General features: G+C 75.2%; 13 protein-coding genes. 9 read left to right on the forward strand and 4 right to left on the reverse strand.

What is annotated here, in order from left to right; genetic code table 11:
- Positions 1-2559, reverse strand: coding sequence for a hypothetical protein (locus tag ACZ6O5_RS24660; RefSeq protein WP_465980153.1), 2559 nt, complete (start codon positions 2557-2559; stop codon positions 1-3).
- A gap of 94 nt (positions 2560-2653) precedes the next feature.
- Positions 2654-3211, reverse strand: coding sequence for a sugar O-acetyltransferase (locus ACZ6O5_RS24665; protein ID WP_465980154.1), 558 nt, complete (start codon positions 3209-3211; stop codon positions 2654-2656).
- Positions 3212-3353: 142 nt separating this feature from the next.
- On the opposite strand from ACZ6O5_RS24665, the gene ACZ6O5_RS24670 reads away from it, so the two are divergent.
- Complete coding sequence (locus tag ACZ6O5_RS24670; RefSeq protein WP_465980155.1) at positions 3354-6692, forward strand: S8 family serine peptidase; 3339 nt, start codon at positions 3354-3356, stop codon at positions 6690-6692.
- Between the two features lie 131 nt (positions 6693-6823).
- Here the strand turns inward: ACZ6O5_RS24670 and dapD are convergent, their stop codons facing one another.
- The gene (dapD, locus tag ACZ6O5_RS24675) at positions 6824-7780 is read right to left on the reverse strand and encodes a 2,3,4,5-tetrahydropyridine-2,6-dicarboxylate N-succinyltransferase (RefSeq protein WP_465980156.1); all 957 of its coding nucleotides are present in this window, start codon (positions 7778-7780) and stop codon (positions 6824-6826) included.
- 102 nt (positions 7781-7882) lie between these two features.
- On the opposite strand from dapD, the gene dapE reads away from it, so the two are divergent.
- A complete protein-coding gene (gene dapE, locus ACZ6O5_RS24680) occupies positions 7883-8953 on the forward strand; it encodes a succinyl-diaminopimelate desuccinylase (RefSeq protein ID WP_405091104.1) in 1071 nt (356 codons plus the stop codon).
- Between the two features lie 50 nt (positions 8954-9003).
- Here the strand turns inward: dapE and ACZ6O5_RS24685 are convergent, their stop codons facing one another.
- Positions 9004-9165 (reverse strand): hypothetical protein, encoded by a 162-nt coding sequence (locus ACZ6O5_RS24685; protein WP_396778826.1) that lies wholly within the window; start codon positions 9163-9165, stop codon positions 9004-9006.
- A 156-nt stretch (positions 9166-9321) separates the two neighbouring features.
- On the opposite strand from ACZ6O5_RS24685, the gene ACZ6O5_RS24690 reads away from it, so the two are divergent.
- From ACZ6O5_RS24690 to ACZ6O5_RS24720, 7 genes are all read left to right on the forward strand, one after another.
- Positions 9322-10188, forward strand: coding sequence for an LOG family protein (locus tag ACZ6O5_RS24690; protein ID WP_465980157.1), 867 nt, complete (start codon positions 9322-9324; stop codon positions 10186-10188).
- A 1-nt stretch (position 10189) separates the two neighbouring features.
- Positions 10190-10735 carry an LOG family protein gene (locus tag ACZ6O5_RS24695; RefSeq protein ID WP_425786256.1) on the forward strand — a complete coding sequence of 182 codons (546 nt, stop codon included), beginning with the start codon at positions 10190-10192 and terminating at the stop codon, positions 10733-10735.
- A gap of 91 nt (positions 10736-10826) precedes the next feature.
- Positions 10827-14333 (forward strand): ATP-dependent helicase, encoded by a 3507-nt coding sequence (locus tag ACZ6O5_RS24700; protein WP_465980288.1) that lies wholly within the window; start codon positions 10827-10829, stop codon positions 14331-14333.
- 64 nt (positions 14334-14397) lie between these two features.
- Positions 14398-17781 carry an ATP-dependent helicase gene (locus ACZ6O5_RS24705; RefSeq protein ID WP_465980289.1) on the forward strand — a complete coding sequence of 1128 codons (3384 nt, stop codon included), beginning with the start codon at positions 14398-14400 and terminating at the stop codon, positions 17779-17781.
- 229 nt (positions 17782-18010) lie between these two features.
- Positions 18011-18214: a transcription antiterminator/RNA stability regulator CspE gene (cspE, locus tag ACZ6O5_RS24710; protein ID WP_013288421.1), complete on the forward strand. Its 204-nt coding sequence runs from the start codon at positions 18011-18013 to the stop codon at positions 18212-18214.
- Positions 18215-18425: 211 nt separating this feature from the next.
- Entirely contained in the window at positions 18426-19685 is a 1260-nt protein-coding gene (locus ACZ6O5_RS24715; protein WP_465980158.1) for a DEAD/DEAH box helicase, read from the forward strand.
- A 165-nt stretch (positions 19686-19850) separates the two neighbouring features.
- Positions 19851-20018: a hypothetical protein gene (locus ACZ6O5_RS24720; RefSeq protein ID WP_281937840.1), complete on the forward strand. Its 168-nt coding sequence runs from the start codon at positions 19851-19853 to the stop codon at positions 20016-20018.

Genomic DNA, 20018 nt, shown 5'->3' on the forward strand with positions numbered 1-20018 from the left:
TCAGCCGACGCCGGGCCGGGGTGACGGCACGCTCCGGCGCAGCAGGCGGGCCACCACGGCTCGTTCGCGGGCGAACTCGACCGCCTCCGGGTAGCCGCTGTGGCTGCGGATCGGCGGGTCGGCCACCTCGCCGCCGGTCGGGTGCAGCGCCTCCGGGTCGGCCACCGCCACGTCCCGCTGCCCGGCGCTGACCTGCCAGCCGAGCGGGTCGGTGTCCCGCCAGAAGTTCGTCCAGGCGACGTGGCCGCCGGGCCAGGTGACCGCCCGGGCCAGCGTGCGCAGCCGCTCCGGCCCGAAGTAGGACGGGAAGACCCGGCCGTAGAGCCGGGTGAGCTGGCAGCCGTAGGAGAAGAACCAGGTCCGCCGCCGCCACCGGCGGGGCAGGTGCAGCAGCACCGCGGCGCAGATGACGGTGCCCTGGCTGTGCCCGGAGAGGATCACGCCGTCCATCCGGTCCGGGTGGTGGGGCGGCAGCGCCAGCAGCCCGGCGACCCGGGTCTGGAGTTCCGGTACGGCGCGTTCGGCGTAGCTGGGCGGGGCGAGCGGGTGTGCGGCCCGCGGCCAGAACGTGCACACGTCCCAGACCACGCCGACCGAGCGGCGGACCGAGTCGGTGCGGTAGACCATCAGCCCGAGCGCGCTCGTCACCACCGGCAGCCAGCCGAGCACCGCGTCGCCGAGTTCGGCGGCCCAGTGGATCGCGGTCTGCCACCCGGCGGGGGAGAGCGGGCTGGGCCGGTGGCCGGAGAGCGCGGCGGTGCAGCACAGGATGATCAGGATCGCGGCCCCGGCCGCGAACCAGCCGATCAGCCGGACCGCGTGCTCGCCCACCAGGCGGTGCAGCGCCCGGTAGGTGCTGACGTCGCGGCAGCGGCGCAGGTCGTGCGCGGAGAGGCCGTCGGCGGAGGTCAGTCGCGCGTACTCGGCGCGGCGCAGCCGGTGCAGCAGGTACGCGGCGCGGACCAGCAGCCCGAGCAGGAGGGCCAGCCCGATGACGCAGGCCAGCCCGGCCCAGAAGACGGCGAGTGGCGGCACCACGCGCCCGGGGCCGGCGGGGTCGACCGGACCGTCGAGCCGCTCACTGACCCAGTAGAGCAGTCCGGCGCAGTACGCGACCGCCATCATCCAGCCGAACCCGGCGATGACGGCCGGCGCGCAGCCGTGCCAGGCGAGCCCGGTGTACGCGCCGAGCGGCTGGGCCGGCACGGCGGGCCGCAGGCGCGGCATGACCAGCCCGGCGACGGCCAGCGCGATGGCCGGGCCGACGAGCATCCAGGTGTGCAGCCCGACCGGCGCGGCCGGCAGGCCGGGCAGGCCGCGTTCGATCCAGGCCACCGCGAGCGGCAGCAGCACGCCGGCGGCGGCCGGCCCGGCCAGGGCCCGCCGGCCGGAGCGGTTCGCCGCGCCGATGGCCACCAGCAGCAGCACCTGGTAGGTGACGAGCCAGGCGAGCGCGGTCTCGTAGCCGGGCAACGGGCGGGCGGCGCGGCAGCCGGCGAGGTCCGGGACCGCCGGGCAGCCGACAGGTGGCCGGTACGTCGCCAGTGGACGGCCGGCCGGGCCGTCCGGGAGCAGCAGAAGGACGAACGTGCCGAGCAGCCCGAGCGCGGTGAGCACCGCCACCGCGATGCTCCACCGGCCGAGTGGGGTGGCGCCCTGGCGACGGGTCAGCCAGGGGCGACCGACCGCGACCACGGCGATCGTCACCACGGCGACGAACAGCACCACGGTCGGCCAGGCGACCGCGGCCCGCAGTCCGCGCGGCGGGTCCATCAGCAGCACCGCGGCGACCGGCACGGCGGCGGCGGTCACCGCCCCGGTGCACAGGTGCAGCACCGCGGCGCGGCGCAGTTGCCCCTCCCCGTTCCAGAACGTCGGGTCCTGCAACGGGTTCTCCAGCGGTTCCGGCGGTTCGGCCCGGTCCGGGCGGGCGCGGGGGTCGGCCGGCATCTCCGCCTCGTACTGGTAGGTGCGCCAGGCGACCAGCCCGATCGCGCCCAGCACGAGCAGCGGCAGCAGCAGCCCGAGGGCCAGCGCCCGGGTGTCCCGGCGCCACCAGGCGTTGCCGAGGAACTCCCACGGGCCGGGGAGCTGGCCCAGGCACTCCCGGCCCACGCACTGCCAGCCGATGAGGTCGACGCCGATCCCGGTCACGGCGATGACCAGGGTGCAGGTCAGGCTGAGGCAGAACAGCCGGATGAGCCAGGCGGTGATGCCGGAGCGGCTGGCCCAACGCTCCCGGTCCGGGTCCGCCGGAATGCCGGCCCGGGCGTGCAGCGCGACGTTCGCCAGCGCGAAGGGCAGCAGCAGCGTCCAGAGCGCGCGTTCGATGTCCCGCCGGGTCCGTGCGCCGGAGGTCAACTTCCCCCAGCTGTACGCCTCGACGCTGATCGGGTCGTCCCGCGCGGCCCGGGACGAACGGTAGAAACCGGTCACCTGTCCGCCGGCGACCAGCTCCGGTTGGGGGCCGTCATCGCCCGGCCCGGGGCCGAGGCCCAGCAACTGATCCGGTGGGGTGTTGGACACCCCGTGCACCCGTAGTTCCAGCACGCGCTCCATCGGGGCCTCCCCAGAGTGAGCATCTCACTACCCAGAGTGCTCGCTCATTCTGGAATCCGCATCCCCCCGAGGGGTTGTTTCGGCAGCTCAGGGCTCAGGCCACCGGTTTGATCGGCCGGGCCGGGTTACCCACCGCCACCACGTTCGCCGGCAGGTCCCGCGTCACCACCGCGCCGGCGCCGACCACCGTGTTCTCGCCGATGGTCACGCCGGCGAGCACGATCACGCCGCCGCCGAGCCAGACGTTGTCGCCGATGGTGATCGGCTTCGCCGCCTCCCACTTGGCCCGGCGCGCCTCCGGCTCCACCGGGTGGGTGGCGGTGAGGAGCTGCACGTTCGGTCCCATCTGGACGTCGGCGCCGATGGTGATCCGGGCGACGTCGAGGAAGACCGCGTTGAAGTTGACGAAGGTGCGCGGCCCGAGGTGGGTCTGGAAGCCGTAGTCGCAGTGGAACGGGGGGCGGATCCAGGCGTCCTCGCCGAGCGTGCCGAGCAGTTCGCGCAGCGCGGCGAGGCGGCCCTGCGGGTCGTCGGCGTCGCTGCGGTTGAAGCGTTCGGTGAGTCGGGCGGCGCGGTCCAGGTCGGCGACGATCGCGGGGTCGTCGGCGAGGTACAGCTCGCCGGCCAGCATTCGGTCCCTCATGGCGCTCATCGGTGGATCATCCCCGGTTCGGCCACCCGAGGGGAACCGGTTCGGTCGGATAAGCGACTTCCGATTGCATACGCGGTATGCAATTCTGATAACCCGCATCGATGTGCTTCCTGTCGATGAAACGCTCACCGAGGAGAAAAGGTTGCCCCAGAACCGCAGAAGACTGGCCGCGCTCGGCCTCACCCTGGGCCTGGCGCTCGGCCTGCCCGTGCCCGCCCACGCCACCACGTCGGCGGCCCCGACCGGTACGCCGGCCCCGGCCGGGTCGTCGACCCGGCCGGCCACCGTCACCCTGATCACCGGTGACCGGGTCACCGTCGCCGCCGGCGGTCGCGCCGCGGTCCGCCCCGGCGCCGGTCGCGCCAAGCTCCAGTTCGTGGTCCGCCGCGAGCACACCGGCCTCAGCGTGATCCCCCAGGACGCGTTGGCGCTGATCCGTTCCGGCCGGCTCGACCGGCGACTGTTCGACGTCACCGGCCTGATCGCGGCCGGCTACGACGACGCGCACCGCGACACCGTGCCGCTGCTGGTGTCGTACCGGCCGGGGGTGGCCCGGCGGGCGGCGGCCCCGCTCGCCGGCACCCGGGTGATCCGCGACCTGCCGGCGATCGGCGGCGCGGCGCTCACCGCGACCAAGGCCGACACCGGCTCGCTCTGGCGGGCGGTCGCCGCGGACCGCTCCGGCGCCCGGCTCGACGCGGCGGGGGGTGTCGACCGGATCTGGCTCGACGGGCGGCGGCGGCTGACGCTGGACCACAGCGTGCCGCAGATCGGTGCGCCGGCCGCGTGGGCCGCCGGATACACCGGCAAGGGCGTGAAGGTCGCGGTGCTCGACACCGGCGTCGACCTCACCCACCCGGACCTGGCCGGCAAGGTCGCCGAGTCGCGCAACTTCAGCGAGGAGGCGGACCCGGACGACATCGTCGGGCACGGCACCCACGTCGCCTCGATCATCGCCGGCAGCGGCGCCGCCTCCGGCGGGAAGTACCGGGGCGTCGCCCCGGACGCCACGCTGCTGTCCGGAAAGGTCTGCGAGCAGTACGGCTGCACCGAGTCGGCGATCCTGGCCGGCATGCAGTGGGCCGCGGCCGAGCAGCACGCCACCGTGATCAACATGAGCCTGGGTGGCTTCGACACCCCGGAGGTCGACCCGCTGGAGCAGGCGGTCGAGTCGCTCACCGCGCAGACCGGCTCGCTCTTCGTGGTCGCCGCCGGAAACGACGGCGCCGACGGCTCGGTCGGCTCGCCGTCCACCGCCGACGCCGCGCTGTCGGTCGGCGCCGTCGACCGCAACGACGACCTGGCCGACTTCTCCAGCCGCGGGCCTCGGGTCGGCGACGGGGCGATCAAGCCGGACATCACCGCGCCCGGCGTGGACATCGTGGCCGCCCGCGCCGCGCACGGCCAGATCGGCGACCCGGTGGGGGACCGGTACGTCTCCCTCTCCGGCACCTCGATGGCGACCCCGCACGTGGTCGGCGCGGTGGCGCTGATCGCCCAGCAGCACCCGGGCTGGAACGCCGGCCGCTACAAGGCCACGCTGATGGCCTCGGCCCGGCCGCACCCCGAGCAGACCGCCTTCCAGCAGGGCGCTGGCCGGGTCGACGTGGCGCACGCGATCACCGAGCAGGTGACAAGCGAACCGTCCTCGGTCTCGTTCGGCGTCGCGGTCTGGCCGCACGCCGACGACAAGCCGATCAGCCGGACCGTCACCTACCGCAACGGCGGCACGACCCCGCTCACGCTGGAGCTGAGCGCCGGGTTCACCGGCCCGGGCGGGCGGTCCGCGCCGGCCGGGATGCTCACCCTCAGCGCCTCCCGGCTCACCGTCCCGGCCGGCGGCACCGCCCAGGTCACCGTCGTGGTGGACACCCGGCTCGGCGGCGCCGACGGGTACTGGACCGGCCGGCTGACCGCCCGGTCCGGCGACACCGTCGCGGTCACCCCGCTGGCGGTCAACCGGGAGGTGGAGAGCTACGACCTGACGCTCACCCACCGCAACCGGGCCGGCGCGCTCACCGGTGACTTCTACACCACCCTGATCGGGCTCGACGACGGCGCGGCCCGGGACGTGTTCGACGCCGACGGCGAGGCCACGATCCGGGTGCCCAAGGGCCGGTACGGCGTGCAGAGCCTGCTCTTCGTGGACGGCGACGAGGGCTGGTCGGAGATCTCCATGCTCACCCAGCCGGAGCTGGTGGTGACCGGGAACCAGCGGCTCACCCTGGACGCCCGGCGGGCGAAGCCGGTCCGCACCACCGTGCCGCAGCGCGGCGCGGCCCCGCTGTTGATCGACTTCACCGCAGCCTGGAACTTCGGTGACTACTACGCCAGCTTCGGGCTCTGGACCGACCGCTTCGACGGCCTCTACTCGGCCCAGCTCGGTCGCAGCGTCTCGGACCAGGTCTTCGTCGGCTCGCTGGCCAGCCAGTGGACCGAAGCGACCGCGCCGGAGCGCAGCCCGTACTTCTACGGGCTGAGTGACGTGTTCCCGGGCCGGTTCCCGACCGGCTTCGTCCGGCACTACCAGCCGGCCGACCTGGCGCACGTCACCAGCCGCTTCGCGAACGGCTACGCGGGGCTGGAGAACGAGCGGATCGTGTACCCGGAGCCCGACTACAACATGGGCGGCTCGGCGGTCGTCGTGCCGGTCCAGGTGCCCGGCCGGCGGATCGAGCACCTGAGCACGGCCCGGACCCGCTGGAACTTCGAGCTGGACTTCGGCAAGCGCGACGAGGAGGGCTGGCTGAACACGCAGGCGGTGCTGGAGTCCGGGCCGACCCGCTACCGGGCCGGTCACAGCTACGCCGAGACGTGGAACGCGGCGCCGTACGGGCCGTCCTTCCCCCCGCCGCGCTGGCCCGAACAGGGCATCACCCGCACCGGTGACACCGTGGTGGTCTCCCTGCCGCTGCACAGCGACGCGGCCGGGCACGGAGGCGGTTCGCTCAACGACACCGAACGCACCGCGCTCTACCGCAACGGCAAGCTGGTCGGCGAGGTCGCCGCACCCGGGTACGGCGAGTTCGAGGTGCCCCCGGGGCTCGCGAACTACCGGCTGGACACCGTCGCGAAGCGTTCCTTCACCGACCTCGGCACCGAGGTCTCGGCGAGCTGGACGTTCCGCTCGAAGCGGGTGCCGGGCGAGCAGCCGGCCCGGTTGCCGGCGATGGCGGTCCGGTTCACCCCGTCGCTCACGGCGGACGGCACCGCGCCGGCCGGCCGCACGTTCGCCGTCCCGGTGGCGGTGCAGCGTCAGCCCGGCGCACCGGCCGGCACGGTCGCGGCGCTCACCGTCGACGTCTCCTACGACGGCGGGAAGACGTGGCGGAAGGCGCCGCTGAAGAAGCAGGGCACCGGGTGGACGGCGACGGTCGTGCACCCGGCCGGTCCCGGCTACGCGTCGCTGCGGGCCACGGCCCGCGACGACGCCGGCAACACGGTCACCCAGCGGATCATCCAGGCGTACCGCCTGCGGTGAGCCGGCCGTCCGGGTCCGTGGCGGTCGCGCCATGGACCCGGACGGGGTGGCTCAGTGCCGACTCTGTTCGCGACTGCGGGGCTCGCAGACCCGGCTCACTCCTCGCGGCGAACGTCAGCTCGCGGCGAACGTCAGTTGGCGTGCAGGGCGGCGTTCAGCTCGATGCCCCGGCCGGTGCGCGGTCGGGCCTCCAGCGCGCCGGTCACCGAGTTGCGCCAGAACAGCAGCCCGTCCACGCCGGACAGCTCGCGGGCCTTGACCACCCGGCCGTCCGGGAGGGTGATCTTGGAGGCCGCGGTGATGTAGCAGCCGGCCTCCACCACGCAGTCGTCGCCGAGCGAGATGCCGACGCCCGCGTTCGCGCCGACCAGGCTCCGCTCGCCGATCCGGACCCGGTCCTTGCCGCCGCCGGACAGCGTGCCCATGAGCGAGGCGCCGCCGCCGATGTCGGAGCCGTCACCGACCACCACACCCTGCACGATCCGCCCCTCGACCATCGAGGTGCCCAGCGTGCCGGCGTTGAAGTTGACGAAGCCCTCGTGCATGACCGTGGTGCCGGCGGCCAGGTGCGCGCCGAGCCGGACCCGGTCCGCGTCGGCGATCCGCACCCCGCCCGGCACCACGTAGTCGGTCATCCGGGGGAACTTGTCCACCCCGTGCACGACCAGGTGGCGGCCGGCGGCCCGCTCGATCACCCGCAGCTCGTCCACCCGCTCCGGCGGGCACGGCCCGGCCGAGGTCCAGGCCACGTTGGCCAGCTTGCCGAAGACGCCGTCGAGGTTCAGCTCGTTGGGCCGCACCAGGCGGTGGGAGAGCAGGTGCAACCGGAGGTACGCGTCGGCAGCGTCCTTGATCGGGTCGTCGAGCGAGCCGATCACCGTGGTCACCTCGACGGTACGCAGGCCGGGCAGCGCCCGCTCGCCGACCGCGCCCGGCGGCAGGTCGAGCACGTCGGCCTGGTCCTCCCCGGGCACCAGGGGCAGCTCGCCGAGGCCCAGCTTGCCGGTCGGGTACCAGGTGTCGAGCACCTGGTCGTCGGCGGTGACGGTGGCCAGGCCGATGCCCCAGGCGGATGGTGCGGACGTCACGGTGTCACCTCTCGTTCCGGCGGCGGCGTCCGCCGCTGCTCGCGGCCGCGGGCGCGGAACGTGTCCCTCGCACCCACCGAGGATGACGGTACCGTGCGAGACATGCAGAACCCGTTGACCCCCGAGGTCCTGGCCGATCCGGTGGCACTGACCCGTGCCCTGGTCGACATCGAGTCGGTCTCCCTCAACGAGAAGGCGATCACCGACTGCGTCGAGGAGGTGCTGCGCGGCGTACCCCACCTGAGCACCCAACGGCACTCGAACACGCTGATGGCCCGTACCGACCTGGGCCGCCCGCAGCGGGTGGTGCTCGCCGGCCACCTGGACACCGTGCCGCTCAACGGCAACTTCCCGTCGAGCATGCGCGGCGACCTGATGTACGGCTGCGGCACCTCCGACATGAAGTCCGGGGTGGCCTTCGCGCTGCACCTGGCCGTGACGCTGCCCGACCCGCGCTACGACGTCACCTACTTCTTCTACGAGGCCGAGGAGATCGAGTCCCGTTACAACGGCCTCACGCTGGTGTCGCAGAGCCACCCCGAGTGGCTGACGGCCGACTTCGCGGTGCTGCTGGAGCCCACGTACGGGATCGTCGAGGCGGGCTGCCAGGGCACGATGCGGGCCGTCGTCACCACGCACGGCGAGCGGGCCCACGCCGCCCGCTCCTGGCACGGGGTGAACGCCATCCACGGCGCCGGTGAGGTGTTGCGCCGGCTGGGCGCGTACGAGGCGCGTCGGGTGACCATCGAGGGCTGCGACTACCGCGAGGGGCTCAACGCCACCGGGATCCACGGCGGGGTGGCCGGCAACGTCATCCCGGACCGCTGCGACATCGAGATCAACTACCGGTACGCCCCGGACCGGGACCCGGCGCAGGCCGAGGCCCACCTGCGCGAGGTCTTCGACGGCTTCGAGCTGACGGTCACCGACGCGGCGGCCGGCGCGGCCCCGGGGCTGGACAACCCGGCCGCGCAGGAGTTCCTGGCCGCGGTCGGCGCCGCCCCGATCGGCAAGCTGGGCTGGACCGACGTGGCCCGGTTCGCGGCCATGGGCATTCCGGCGCTCAACTTCGGCCCCGGCGACCCCAACCTGGCGCACCACAAGGACGAGCACGTCGAGCTGACCAAGATCCGGGACGGCGCGGCCACCCTGCACCGCTGGCTCGCGGCCTGACGTACCGAAGATCCGCAGGCCCGCGCCCGACGTCGCGGGCCTGCGGATGGTCAGGCGCGCGTGGTCAGCGGCGCGTCCGCCTCGTCGGTGTCGGCGGCCGGCTCGGAGCGGTGGGCCTCCACCATCCGGGCGCGGCGGCGCTCGGCCACCACGTCGTGGATCCGCCGCTGCATCTGCCGGCGGATCCGGATCATCTCGCTGTTGCTGATCAAACGCTGGCTCCTCCCCCGAAGGCGCGTCCCCCGGGCATACCGGGTATGTGAATAGTAAGACGTACGAGCGAGCGAATTAGTTGCCTTGATCGCAAAGATTTTCTCCGGCTCGCCGGCCTCCGCGCCGCGTCGCCGTCGCTCCACTACGGTGGCCCCATGAGCGAGAGCACCGGGAGGCCGGCTGAGCAGGGGCCGCGCGTCGAACGCCACCGGGGAGCGGTCACGCTCCGCAACCGGGCGATCCCGAGCAGCACCGCGGACCAGCGGCTGCTCGACTCCCGGGGGCGCAGCGACTGGAAGACCAAGGACGCCTGGCGGGCGTTGCGGATCCTGTCCGAGTTCGTCGAGGGGTTCGACACGCTCGCCGACCTGCCGCCCGCGGTCAGCGTCTTCGGGTCGGCCCGCAGCAAGCCGGACAGCCCGGAGTGCCGGCTGGCCGAGCAACTGGGCGGCGCGCTGGCCCGGGCCGGCTACGCGGTGATCACCGGCGGTGGTCCGGGCGTGATGGAGGCCGCCAACCGGGGGGCCGGCGAGGCGGGCGGCCTCTCCGTCGGGCTCGGCATCGAGCTGCCGTTCGAGCAGGGCCTCAACGACTGGGTCGACCTGGCCATCGACTTCCGCTACTTCTTCGCCCGCAAGACCATGTTCGTCAAGTACGCCCAGGCGTTCGTGGTGCTGCCCGGCGGCTTCGGCACCATGGACGAGCTGTTCGAGGCGCTCACCCTGGTGCAGACCGGCAAGGTGACCCGGTTCCCGGTCGTGCTGATGGGCGCCGACTACTGGGGCGGCCTGCTCGACTGGCTGCGCGCCACCATGGCGGCGGACGGCAAGATCGGCCCGAGCGACCTCGACCTGATCCGCGTCACCGACGACGTCAACGAGGCGGTCCGGCACATCGTGGAGGCCGAGGCGGTGCTCTCCGCCGAGCAGGAGGCGGTACGCGAGGAGGCGGTCGCCCGGGCGGCTGCCGACCAGCAGGCCGCCGCCGAGGCCGCGCCCGAGGGCCCGGCCGGGTCGCGCTGACATGGCCGACGTCTGCGTGTTCTGCGCGTCCTCGCGTACCCTCGACGACCGCTGGCTGGCGCTGGCCACCGAGACCGGCGCGGAGCTGGCCCGGCGCGGGCACACGCTGGTCAGCGGCGGCGGCTGTGTCGGCATGATGGGCGCGGTGGCGGACGGCGCGCGGGCGGCCGGTGGTCGCACGCTCGGCATCATCCCGCAGACCCTGGTCGACCTGGAGGTCGCCGACCTGGCCGCCGACGAGCTGCTGGTCACCGACGGGATGGCCAGCCGCAAGACGTTGATGGTCGACAGGTCCGACGCGTTCGTCACGCTGCCCGGCGGGCTCGGCACGCTCGACGAGCTGTTCGAGGTCTGGACCACCGCCACGCTCGCCCTGCACGCCAAGCCGATGGTGCTGGTCGACGCGGACGGCTTCTACCGGCCGCTGCTCGACTGGCTCGGCACGCTGGCCGAGCGCAACTTCCTCAAGCCGGCCGGCCTCGACCTGCTGATGGTCGCCGACAGCGTGCCCGCGGCCCTCGACCTCATCGACGCCCGCCTCACCTGACCGCCCGCGCCCACACACCCGTACCGATGCGTACGCGCGGTGGGGCGGCGTCGATTTCCGGGTGTCGTACCGGCGTGGTGGGATGTCGGTGATGCAGGCGTACCGGTTGGTGCGCCGGCCCGGCGACGCGGGGGCGGGGGTCACCCACGACGCCGGGGCGGGGCAGGGGGTGGGCCGGTCCGACGGGCCGGCCGTGTCGGAGCCGCGATCCGGGGGGTCGGCGGTCGATGCCACGCACCCGCGCCGGACGGCAGCCAGGCATCCCGACCCGGTGCAGGCCGAGGCGGTCGCGCACACCGACGGGCCGATGCTCGTCGTCGGCGGGCCCGGCACCGGGAAGACCGCCACCCTGGTCGAGGCGGTCGCCGCCCGGGTGGCCGAGGGCGTCGACCCGGAACGCGTGCTGGTGCTCACGTTCGGTCGGCGCGGCGCCACCGAGCTGCGTCGGCGCATCGAGGCGCGGATCGCCGGCGACGGCCACCGGGCGGTGCGCGAGCCGCTGGTCCGCACGTTCCCGGCGTACGCGTTCGGGCTGCTCCGCCGCGCCGCGGCCGAGCGTGGCGAGCCGTCGCCCCGGCTGCTCACCGGCCCGGAGCAGGATCTGATCATCCGGGAGCTGCTCGACGTGGTCGGCGAGGAGCCGGCGGACGACCCGGTCGGCTGGCCGGAGGACCTGCGTCCCGCGTTGCGGACCCGGGCGTTCGCCCAGCAGCTCCGCGACCTGCTGATGCGGGCCGCGGAGCGGGGCGTCGGCCCGGTCGAGCTGGCCCGGCTGGGCGAGAAGCTGGGCCGCGCCGACTGGCCGGCCGCCGCCCGCTTCCTCCGGGAGTACGTCGCCGTCCTCGCGTTGCGCGACGTGAGCAACCGGGGCTCGGTCGCGTACGACCCGGCGGAGCTGGTGCGGGCCGCCACCGGCATGCTGCTCGACGATCCCGAACTGCTCGCCGCCGAACGCCGCCGCCTGGCCCACATCTACGTCGACGAGCTGGCCGACACGGACCCGGCCCAGGTGGACCTGCTCGCGGTGGTGGCCGGTGGCGGCCGGTCCCTGGTCGCCTTCGCCGACCCGGACTCCTCCACGTACTCGTTCCGCGGCGCCGACCCGGCCGTGGTCAGCACGTTCGCTCACCGGTTCCGGACCGCGTCCGGCGCGCCGGCCGCCCAGGTCACGCTGACCACGTCCTACCGGGCCGGGCCGGAGCTGCTGGCGGCGACCGCCCGGCTGGCCCGGCGGCTGCGCGGCCCGGCGGCGCACCGGCGGCTGCGTCCGCTTCCGGACGCGCCGGCCGGGACGGTCGAGGTGCGCACGTTCCGCTCGGCGACCAGCGAGTCGGCCTGGCTGGCCCACGCGCTGCGCGAGGCGCACCTGCTCGACGGCGTGCCCTGGTCCCGGATGGCGGTGCTGGTCCGGTCCACCGGGCGGCAGCTCCCGTCGCTGCGGCGCGCCCTGCACACCGCCGGGGTGCCCACCGTCGTGCACGGCGAGGACCTGCCGCTGCACCTCCAACCGGCGGTGGCCCCGCTGCTGCTCCTGCTCCGCTGCGCGCTCGAACCCGACCGGCTGGACGAGGAGGCGGCGGTGGCGCTGCTGCACTCGCCGCTGGGCGGTGCCGACCCGCTGGCCGAGCGACGACTGCGGCAGGGGATGCGGGCGCTCGCGTTGGCCGGCGGTGACCGCCGCCCCTCCGGTGAGCTGCTGGTGGAGGCGCTGCGCGACCCGGCCGAGCTGGCCGCCGTCGAGCGCCGTTGGGCGGCGCCCGCGCAGGCCGTCGCGCATCTGCTGGCGACCGCCCGGGAGGCCGCCGCCACCCCCGGCGCCACCGCCGAGGACGTGCTCTGGGCGGTGTGGCGGGAGAGCGGGCTGGCCGAGCGCTGGGCCGGGACGATCACCCAGGGGCGGGAGGCCACCGGCGAGCACGAGACCGCCCGGCGGTGGCGGGCCGAGGCCGCCGACCGTGACCTGGACGCCGTACTGGTGCTCTTCGACGCCGCCGCCCGGTTCACCGACCGGCTGCCGGGGGCGCGCACCGAGGTCTTCCTCGACCACGTGCTCGGGCAGGAGCTGCCGGCGGACACGCTCGCCGCCGCCGCCGACCGGGGCGAGGCGGTCCGCCTGCTCACCGCGCACGCCGCCAAGGGACTGGAGTGGGATCTCGTCGCCGTCGCCGGGGTCCAGGAGGGCGTCTGGCCCGACCTGCGGCTGCGCGGCAGCCTGCTCGGCTCGGAGCGGCTGGTCGACGTGCTCGCCGGCCGGGCCGACGGGGCGGGGCTGCGGGCCAGCCTGGTCGGTCAGACGTCCGCGTTGCTGGACGAGGAGCGGCGACTGTTCCACGTCGCGGTCAGCCGGGCCCGGCGTCGGCTGCTGGTCTCCGCGGTCGCCTCGGCGGCGGTCGGTGGCGACGACCACGAGGAGCAGCCCAGCCGCTTCCTGCACGAGCTGGCCGCCGGCGATCCGCCCGCCACCGGCGCCGGCGGCACTGCCCCGCCCGACGGCGAGCCGCCCGGTGACGGACCGGCGGGCGGGGGACCGGCGCCGGACGGGCCGGTGCCGCACGGCGACGACCACCCGTCGGACGCGCCGTCCGGCGCGCTCCCGGTGACGCTGCCGCCGCGCGGGCTCACCCTGTCCGCGTTGGTCGCGGAGCTGCGTACCGCGATCACCGACCCGGCGGTGCCGGTGAGCCGGCGGCGCGCGGCGGCGGGCGAGCTGGCCCGGCTGGCCGCCGCCGGGGTGCCCGGCGCGCACCCGGACGACTGGTGGGGGCTGCGCGGTCTCTCCGACGACCGGCCGCTCGTCGACGACGGCGAGCCGGTGCGGGTCACCCCGTCGGCCATGGAGAGCGCGTTGCGGTGCAGCCTGCGCTGGCTGCTGGAACGGCACGGCGGCAGCGGGCCGGCCAGCGCCGCGCAGGGCGTCGGCAACCTGGTGCACGCCGCCGCGATGCTGGCCGAGGACGCGAGCGTCGACCGGGAGACGCTGCTGGAGTACGTTGCCGCCCGGTTCGACGCGATCGAGCTTGCCGCCCGGTGGATGGTCGGCCCGGAACGGCAGCGCGCCGAGGCGATGGTCGACAAGCTGCTGCGCTGGCTGGCCGGCAACCCGCGTCGGCTGCTCGCCATCGAACACGAGTTCGCGGTCCGCCTCGACGATCCGGCCCGGCCGGTCGAGCTGACCGGCCGCGTCGACCGGCTGGAGGTCGACGCCGAGGGCCGGCTCGTGGTGATCGACCTGAAGACCGGCAAGTCCACCGCGGTCACCGAGCGGGAGGTCGCCGAGCACCCGCAGCTCGGGGCGTACCAGGCGGCCGTGGAGGCGGGTGGGTTCGCGGAGTTCGGCGCGGAGTCCGGCGGGGCCGCGCTGGTGCAGCTCGGCACCGGCGCCCGGGACGCCAAGGAGCAGGCCCAGGCCGCGGCCGGGGAGGGCCCGGAGGCCGGCTGGGCCACCGCGCTGGTCCGCCGGACCGCCGACACGATGGCCGCCGCCACGTTCGCCGCCGTCGCCAACTCCAAGTGCCGGGTCTGCCCGGTACGCACCAGCTGCCCGGTCTCCGGCCAGGGCCGCCAGGTGGTCGAGCCGCCCCCGGAGGATCAGGCGTGACCGCGCGGAGCCGGACGAGGACCGGCCGGTGACGATCCAACCGGCGCTGTTCGGCGCCACCGGCATGCCGCCGCCCACGCCCCGGTCCGCCGACGCCGGGCCCCGCTACACGCCCGTCGAGCTGGCCCGGCTGCTCCGGCTGCCGGCGCCCACCCGGGAGCAGGCCGCGATCATCGCGGCGCCGGTGGAGCCGCTGCTGGTGGTCGCCGGCGCCGGCTCGGGCAAGACCGAGACGATGGCCGCCCGGGTGGTCTGGCTGGTCGCCAACGCGTACGTGCGCCCCGAGCACATCCTCGGGCTCACCTTCACCCGCAAGGCGGCCGGCGAACTGGCGCACCGGGTGCGGACCCGCCTCGACCAGCTCGTCCGTCGGCTGGGGCGACCCCGGCGCGACCCGCGTGAGGATCCGTTCGCGGGCGAGCCGACCGTCTCCACGTACCACTCGTACGCCGGGCGGATCGTCACCGAGCACGGGTTGCGCGCCGGGTACGAGCCGACCACCCGGCTGCTCACCGAGGCGTCCCGCTGGCAGCTCGTCGACCTGCTGGTGCGCAACTACGACGGCGACATGTCCGAGGTGGACCGGATGCCGTCCACCATCACCGACGCGGTGCTGGCGCTCGCCGGCGAGTTGGACGAGCACCTGGTCGACCCGGACGAGCTGGCCGGCTGGACCGGCCGGTTCTTCGCCGAGGTGCAGTCCCGCCCCGGGCGGGTCTACGCCGACGTGCGCAAGGCGCTCCAGCTCCAGCGGACCCGGCTGAAGCTGCTGCCGCTGGTCCGGGCGTACGCCCGGCGCAAGGACGACTTCGAGGCGATGGACTTCGCCGACCAGCTCGCCCGCGCGGCCCGGGTGGCCCGGGACCACCCGGGCGTCGGCGTGATCGAGCGGGACCGGTTCCGGGTGGTGCTGCTCGACGAGTACCAGGACACCAGCCACGCGCAGGTGGTGCTGCTCAACGCGCTGTTCGGCGGCGGCCACCCGGTCACCGCGGTCGGGGACCCGTGCCAGTCGATCTACGGCTGGCGCGGGGCGAGCGCCGGCACGCTGGACCGGTTCCCCGGTGAGTTCGCCCGCGCCGACGGCACCCCCGCCGAGGTGCTCGGTCTCACCACGAGCTGGCGTAACCGGCCGGAGATCCTCGGCGTCGCGAACGCGCTCTCGGTGCCGCTGCGGGCGGCCGGCGCCCGGGTGCCCGAGCTGCACGCCGCGCTCAGTGTCCGCGAGCCGATCCCGCACCGGACGCCGGGCGGTCGGGCCGCCGGCACGGTGCACTGCGCGCTGCTGCCGACGTACGCCGACGAGGCCGACTGGATCGCGGACAGCGTGCTGGCGGCGTGGCGGGGCGCGGCCGGGATGCCGGGCGCGTTGCCCGAGCACATTCCGGCGGACCGTCGGCCGACCACCGCGGTGCTGGTGCGGCTGCGCAGCCAGATCCCGGCGATCGAGGCCGCGCTGCGGGCCCGGGGCCTGCCGGTCGACGTGGTCGGGCTGGGCGGCCTGCTGGACACCCCGGAGGTCCGGGACGTGGTCTGCACGCTGCGCGTGTTGGCCGACCCGACCGACGGGGCGGCGCTGCTGCGGCTGCTCACCGGCGCGCGCTGGCGGATCGGCCCGCGCGACCTGGTCGCCCTGCACCGGCGCGCCCGGGCCATCGCCCGCAGCCGCCGCGAGCTGATCGGCGACGACGGGCCGGAGATCACCGTGGACGTGCTGGACGAGGCGACGCTGGTGGAGGCGCTGGCCGACCTCGGGCCGGCGCAGGCGTACTCGGCGGAGGGGTTCGCGCGGCTGCGCTCGTACGGGATGGAGCTGGCGCTGCTGCGGTACCGGCTGGACCAGTCGCTGCCGGAGCTGATCGCGGACATCGAACGGACCATCGGGCTGGACGTGGAGGTGGCGGTCCGGGCCGGCCGGGACGGCGCCGGCGACGCCGGGCTGGCCCGCGCCCACCTGGACGCGCTCGGCGACGTCGCGGCGCGGTTCAGCGGCGAGACGCCCGGCGCCACGCTTGCCGGTTTCCTCGCCTACCTGGCCGCCGCCGAGGACGAGGAGCGCGGGCTGGCCCCGGGCGAGGTCGAGGTGGTGGCCGGCGCGGTGCAGGTGCTCACCGCGCACGCCGCGAAGGGCCTGGAGTGGGACGTGGTGGCGGTGGCCGGGCTGACCCGGGGCGGGTGGCCGGGGCCGGTGCGCAACTCCGACCACTGGCTGGGCGGGCTCGGCGTGCTGCCGTTCCCGCTGCGCGGCGACGCGGACGGGCTGCCCGAGCTGGCCCTGCCGGAGGCGGCGGACCAGCGTGCGGTGGCCCGTGCGGTGGCCGGGTTCACCGACGACTGGCGGGCGCACGACGAGCGGGAGGAGCGCCGGCTGGCGTACGTGGCGGTGACCCGGCCGCGCCGGTTGCTGCTCTGCTCCGGCTACTGGTGGGGGGAGGGGACGAAGCGGTTCCGCGGCCCGTCGCTGTTCCTGCGCGAGGTGTACGACGTCGCCCTGGCCGGGACGGACGGGCACGTGGTCGACGCGTGGGCGCCGGAGCCGGCCGGGGACGCGGTGAACCCGACCACCGAGACGGTGCTGCGGGCGGAGTGGCCGGCCGACCCGCTGGGCGGGCGTCGGCCGGCGCTGACCGAGGCGGCGGCGCTGGTCCGTCGTCACCTGGCCGACCCAGAGGCGGCCCGTCGCGAGGCCGCGCTGCTGGCCACCGTCGGGTCGACCGCCGTCGGGGCACCCGCGACCCCGCCGGAGGACGCCGACGCGGAGGTGGAGCGCTGGCGGCGGGAGGCCGACCTGCTGCTCGCCGAGCGGGCGGAGCTGGCCCGCCGGGCCGAGGCGGTCGAGGTCGAGCTGCCCGGCCAGCTCTCGGTGACCCAGCTCGTGGCGTTGCGCCGGGACCCGGAGGCACTGGCCCGTGCGCTGCGTCGTCCGATGCCGAGCGCACCCAGCCCGTACGCGCGGCGGGGCACCGCCTTCCACGTCTGGCTGGAGCAGCGCTTCGGCGCCGACCGGCTGCTGGACGTCGACGAGCTGCCCGGTGCCGCCGACGACGGCGCCGCCCCGGACGGGGCGTTGGCCGAGTTGCAGGAGCGGTTCCTGGCCAGCGAGTGGGCCGACCGGGTGCCGGTGGAGGTCGAGGTGCCGTTCGCCACAGTGATCGCCGGCGTGGTGGTCCGGGGCCGGATGGACGCCGTGTTCGCCCGCCCCGGCGGGCGTTACGACGTGGTGGACTGGAAGACCGGCCGCCAGCCCACCGGCCCGGAGGCCGAGGCGGCGGCGGTGCAGCTCGCGGTCTACCGGCTGGCCTGGGCGGAGTTGGCCGGCGTGCCGGTGGAACGGGTCGGCGCGGCGTTCCACTACGTGCGGGACGCGGTGACCGTCCGCCCGGCGGACCTGCTCGACGTCGAGGGGCTGACCGAGCTGGTGGCCGCCGTGCCGGAAATTTCGACGTGATCTCCCCGCCGGGCGAGATCCGTGGTACGTTGGTCTCGTTGCAGTTTTGGTTTCCAGAGACTCTGTGTGCGCCTGGCGGATTGTGGCCCCAGGCGCTCTTTGTTGTGTCCGGAGTTCTCCGGGCGGGGCGACCAGCAGCGACAGGCACGCCACGCAGCCCATGCGTGGTGGGCTCCTCTCCGGCCCGCAACACGTGCGGGCCGACCGTTCCGTCAAGGAGACGAAACACATGGCAATTGGCACCGTCAAGTGGTTCAACGCTGACAAGGGCTTCGGCTTCATCACCCCGGACGACGGCGGCGCCGACGTCTTCGCCCACTTCTCGGCGATCCAGACCTCCGGCTACCGGAGCCTGGACGAGAACCAGCGGGTCGAGTTCGAGGTGACCCAGGGCCAGAAGGGCCCGCAGGCGGAGAACATCCGCCCGCTCTGATCTTCGGATCAACCGGCACCACCACCGCGCCCCGCCGGGCGTGGTGCACGGGCCGGCCCGCCGCGCCGCCCTCCCGTACGCGGGAGCTGGCGCGCCGAGGCGGGCCGGCCCGTCCCTTTCGGTTCGTGCTTGTGATCACCGGCCACGCCGGTGACGCGCCGTCGCTCGGCGCCCTTCCTCGACACGTGCCGCCTCGAGGAAGGCTTTCCGCATGACCACGACCATGCCCACTTTCGCCGCCACCGGTCTGGCGCCGGCGCTCGTCGCCGAGCTGACCGCGCAGGGCATCACCGCGCCGTTCCCGATCCAGTCGGCGACCCTGCCCGACTCGCTCGCCGGCCGGGACGTGCTCGGCCGCGGGCGGACCGGCTCCGGCAAGACACTCGCGTTCGGGTTGCCGCTGCTGCACCGGACGGCCGGCCGCCGGGCGCGTCCCGGCCGCCCGCTCGCGCTGGTGCTGGTGCCCACCCGGGAACTGGCCGCGCAGGTGACCGCCGCGCTCACCCCGTACGCCGGCGTGCTCGGGCTGCGTTGCGCCACCGTGGTCGGTGGGCTCTCCCTCACCCGCCAGGCGGACGCGTTGCGGGCCGGGGCCGAGGTCCTGGTGGCCACGCCGGGCCGGCTGCACGACCTGATCGACCGCGGGTCCGCCCGGCTGGACCAGGTCGAGATCACCGTGCTCGACGAGGCGGACCAGATGGCCGACATGGGTTTCCTGCCGCAGGTGACGAAGCTGCTGGAGCAGGTCGCTCCGGGCGGGCAGCGGATGCTCTTCTCGGCCACCCTGGACCGCGGCGTGGACCGGCTGGTCCGCCGGTTCCTCTCCGAGCCGGTCACGCACTCCGTGGACCCGGGCACCGCCACGGTCACCGCGATGACGCACCACGTGCTGCACCTGGAGGCGGAGGACAAGCCGGCCGCGCTGGCCCACATCGCCGCGCGGGAGGGCCGCACCATCGTCTTCATCGCCACCAAGCACCGCGCCGACCGGGTGGCCCGCCAACTGCTCGCCAAGGGCGTTCGCGCCGCCGCGCTGCACGGCGGAAAGTCGCAGCCGCAGCGCACCCGGATCCTGGAGCAGTTCCGCACTGGCCAGGTCACCGCGCTGGTGGCCACCGACGTGGCGGCCCGCGGCATCCACGTCGACGGGCTTGACCTGGTGGTCAACGCCGATCCGCCCACGGAGGCGAAGGACTACCTGCACCGGGGCGGCCGGACCGCCCGGGCCGGGGAGTCCGGCACCGTGGTCACGCTCGTCCTGCCGGAGCAGCGTCGGGACGTAGCCCGGCTGATGACCACCGCCGGGATCAAGGCGCAGACCACCCGGGTACGCGCCGGCGACGCGGAGCTGGGCCGGCTGACCGGGGCGCGCGAGCCCTCCGGTACGCCGGTGACCATCGCCGTCCCGCCGCCGGTCGCCGCGCACCCCGCCCCGGGGACCCGTCCCCGCCGTCGCCCGCGCCGCCGCTGACCGGACGTTCCGTGCGGGGCCGCTGACCGGCCGTCATGCGGCGCCTCGCTGAGTCGGGGATCAGCGAACGTTCAGTCGGGTGGCCGACTGTCCGCTGTCGTCGGGACGACGATGCTGGGGTCCGTGGGCCGGTCGGGGGACCGGCCGGACACGGGAGGGGCGACCATGGCGGGTGACGCCGGCCCGGGTGACGGGGCCCGGGAGGTGCTGCTGGTGCTCGCGGTGGCGGGTGCCGGTCTGGCGCTCGCCGTGGTGGCCGCGTTCGGCCCCTGGCATCCGGCGGCGGGCGGTCCGCCGGACCGTGGCGCGGCCCGCACCTTCAACCCCGGCTGA

Source organism: Micromonospora sp. NPDC049201 (assembly GCF_055586805.1).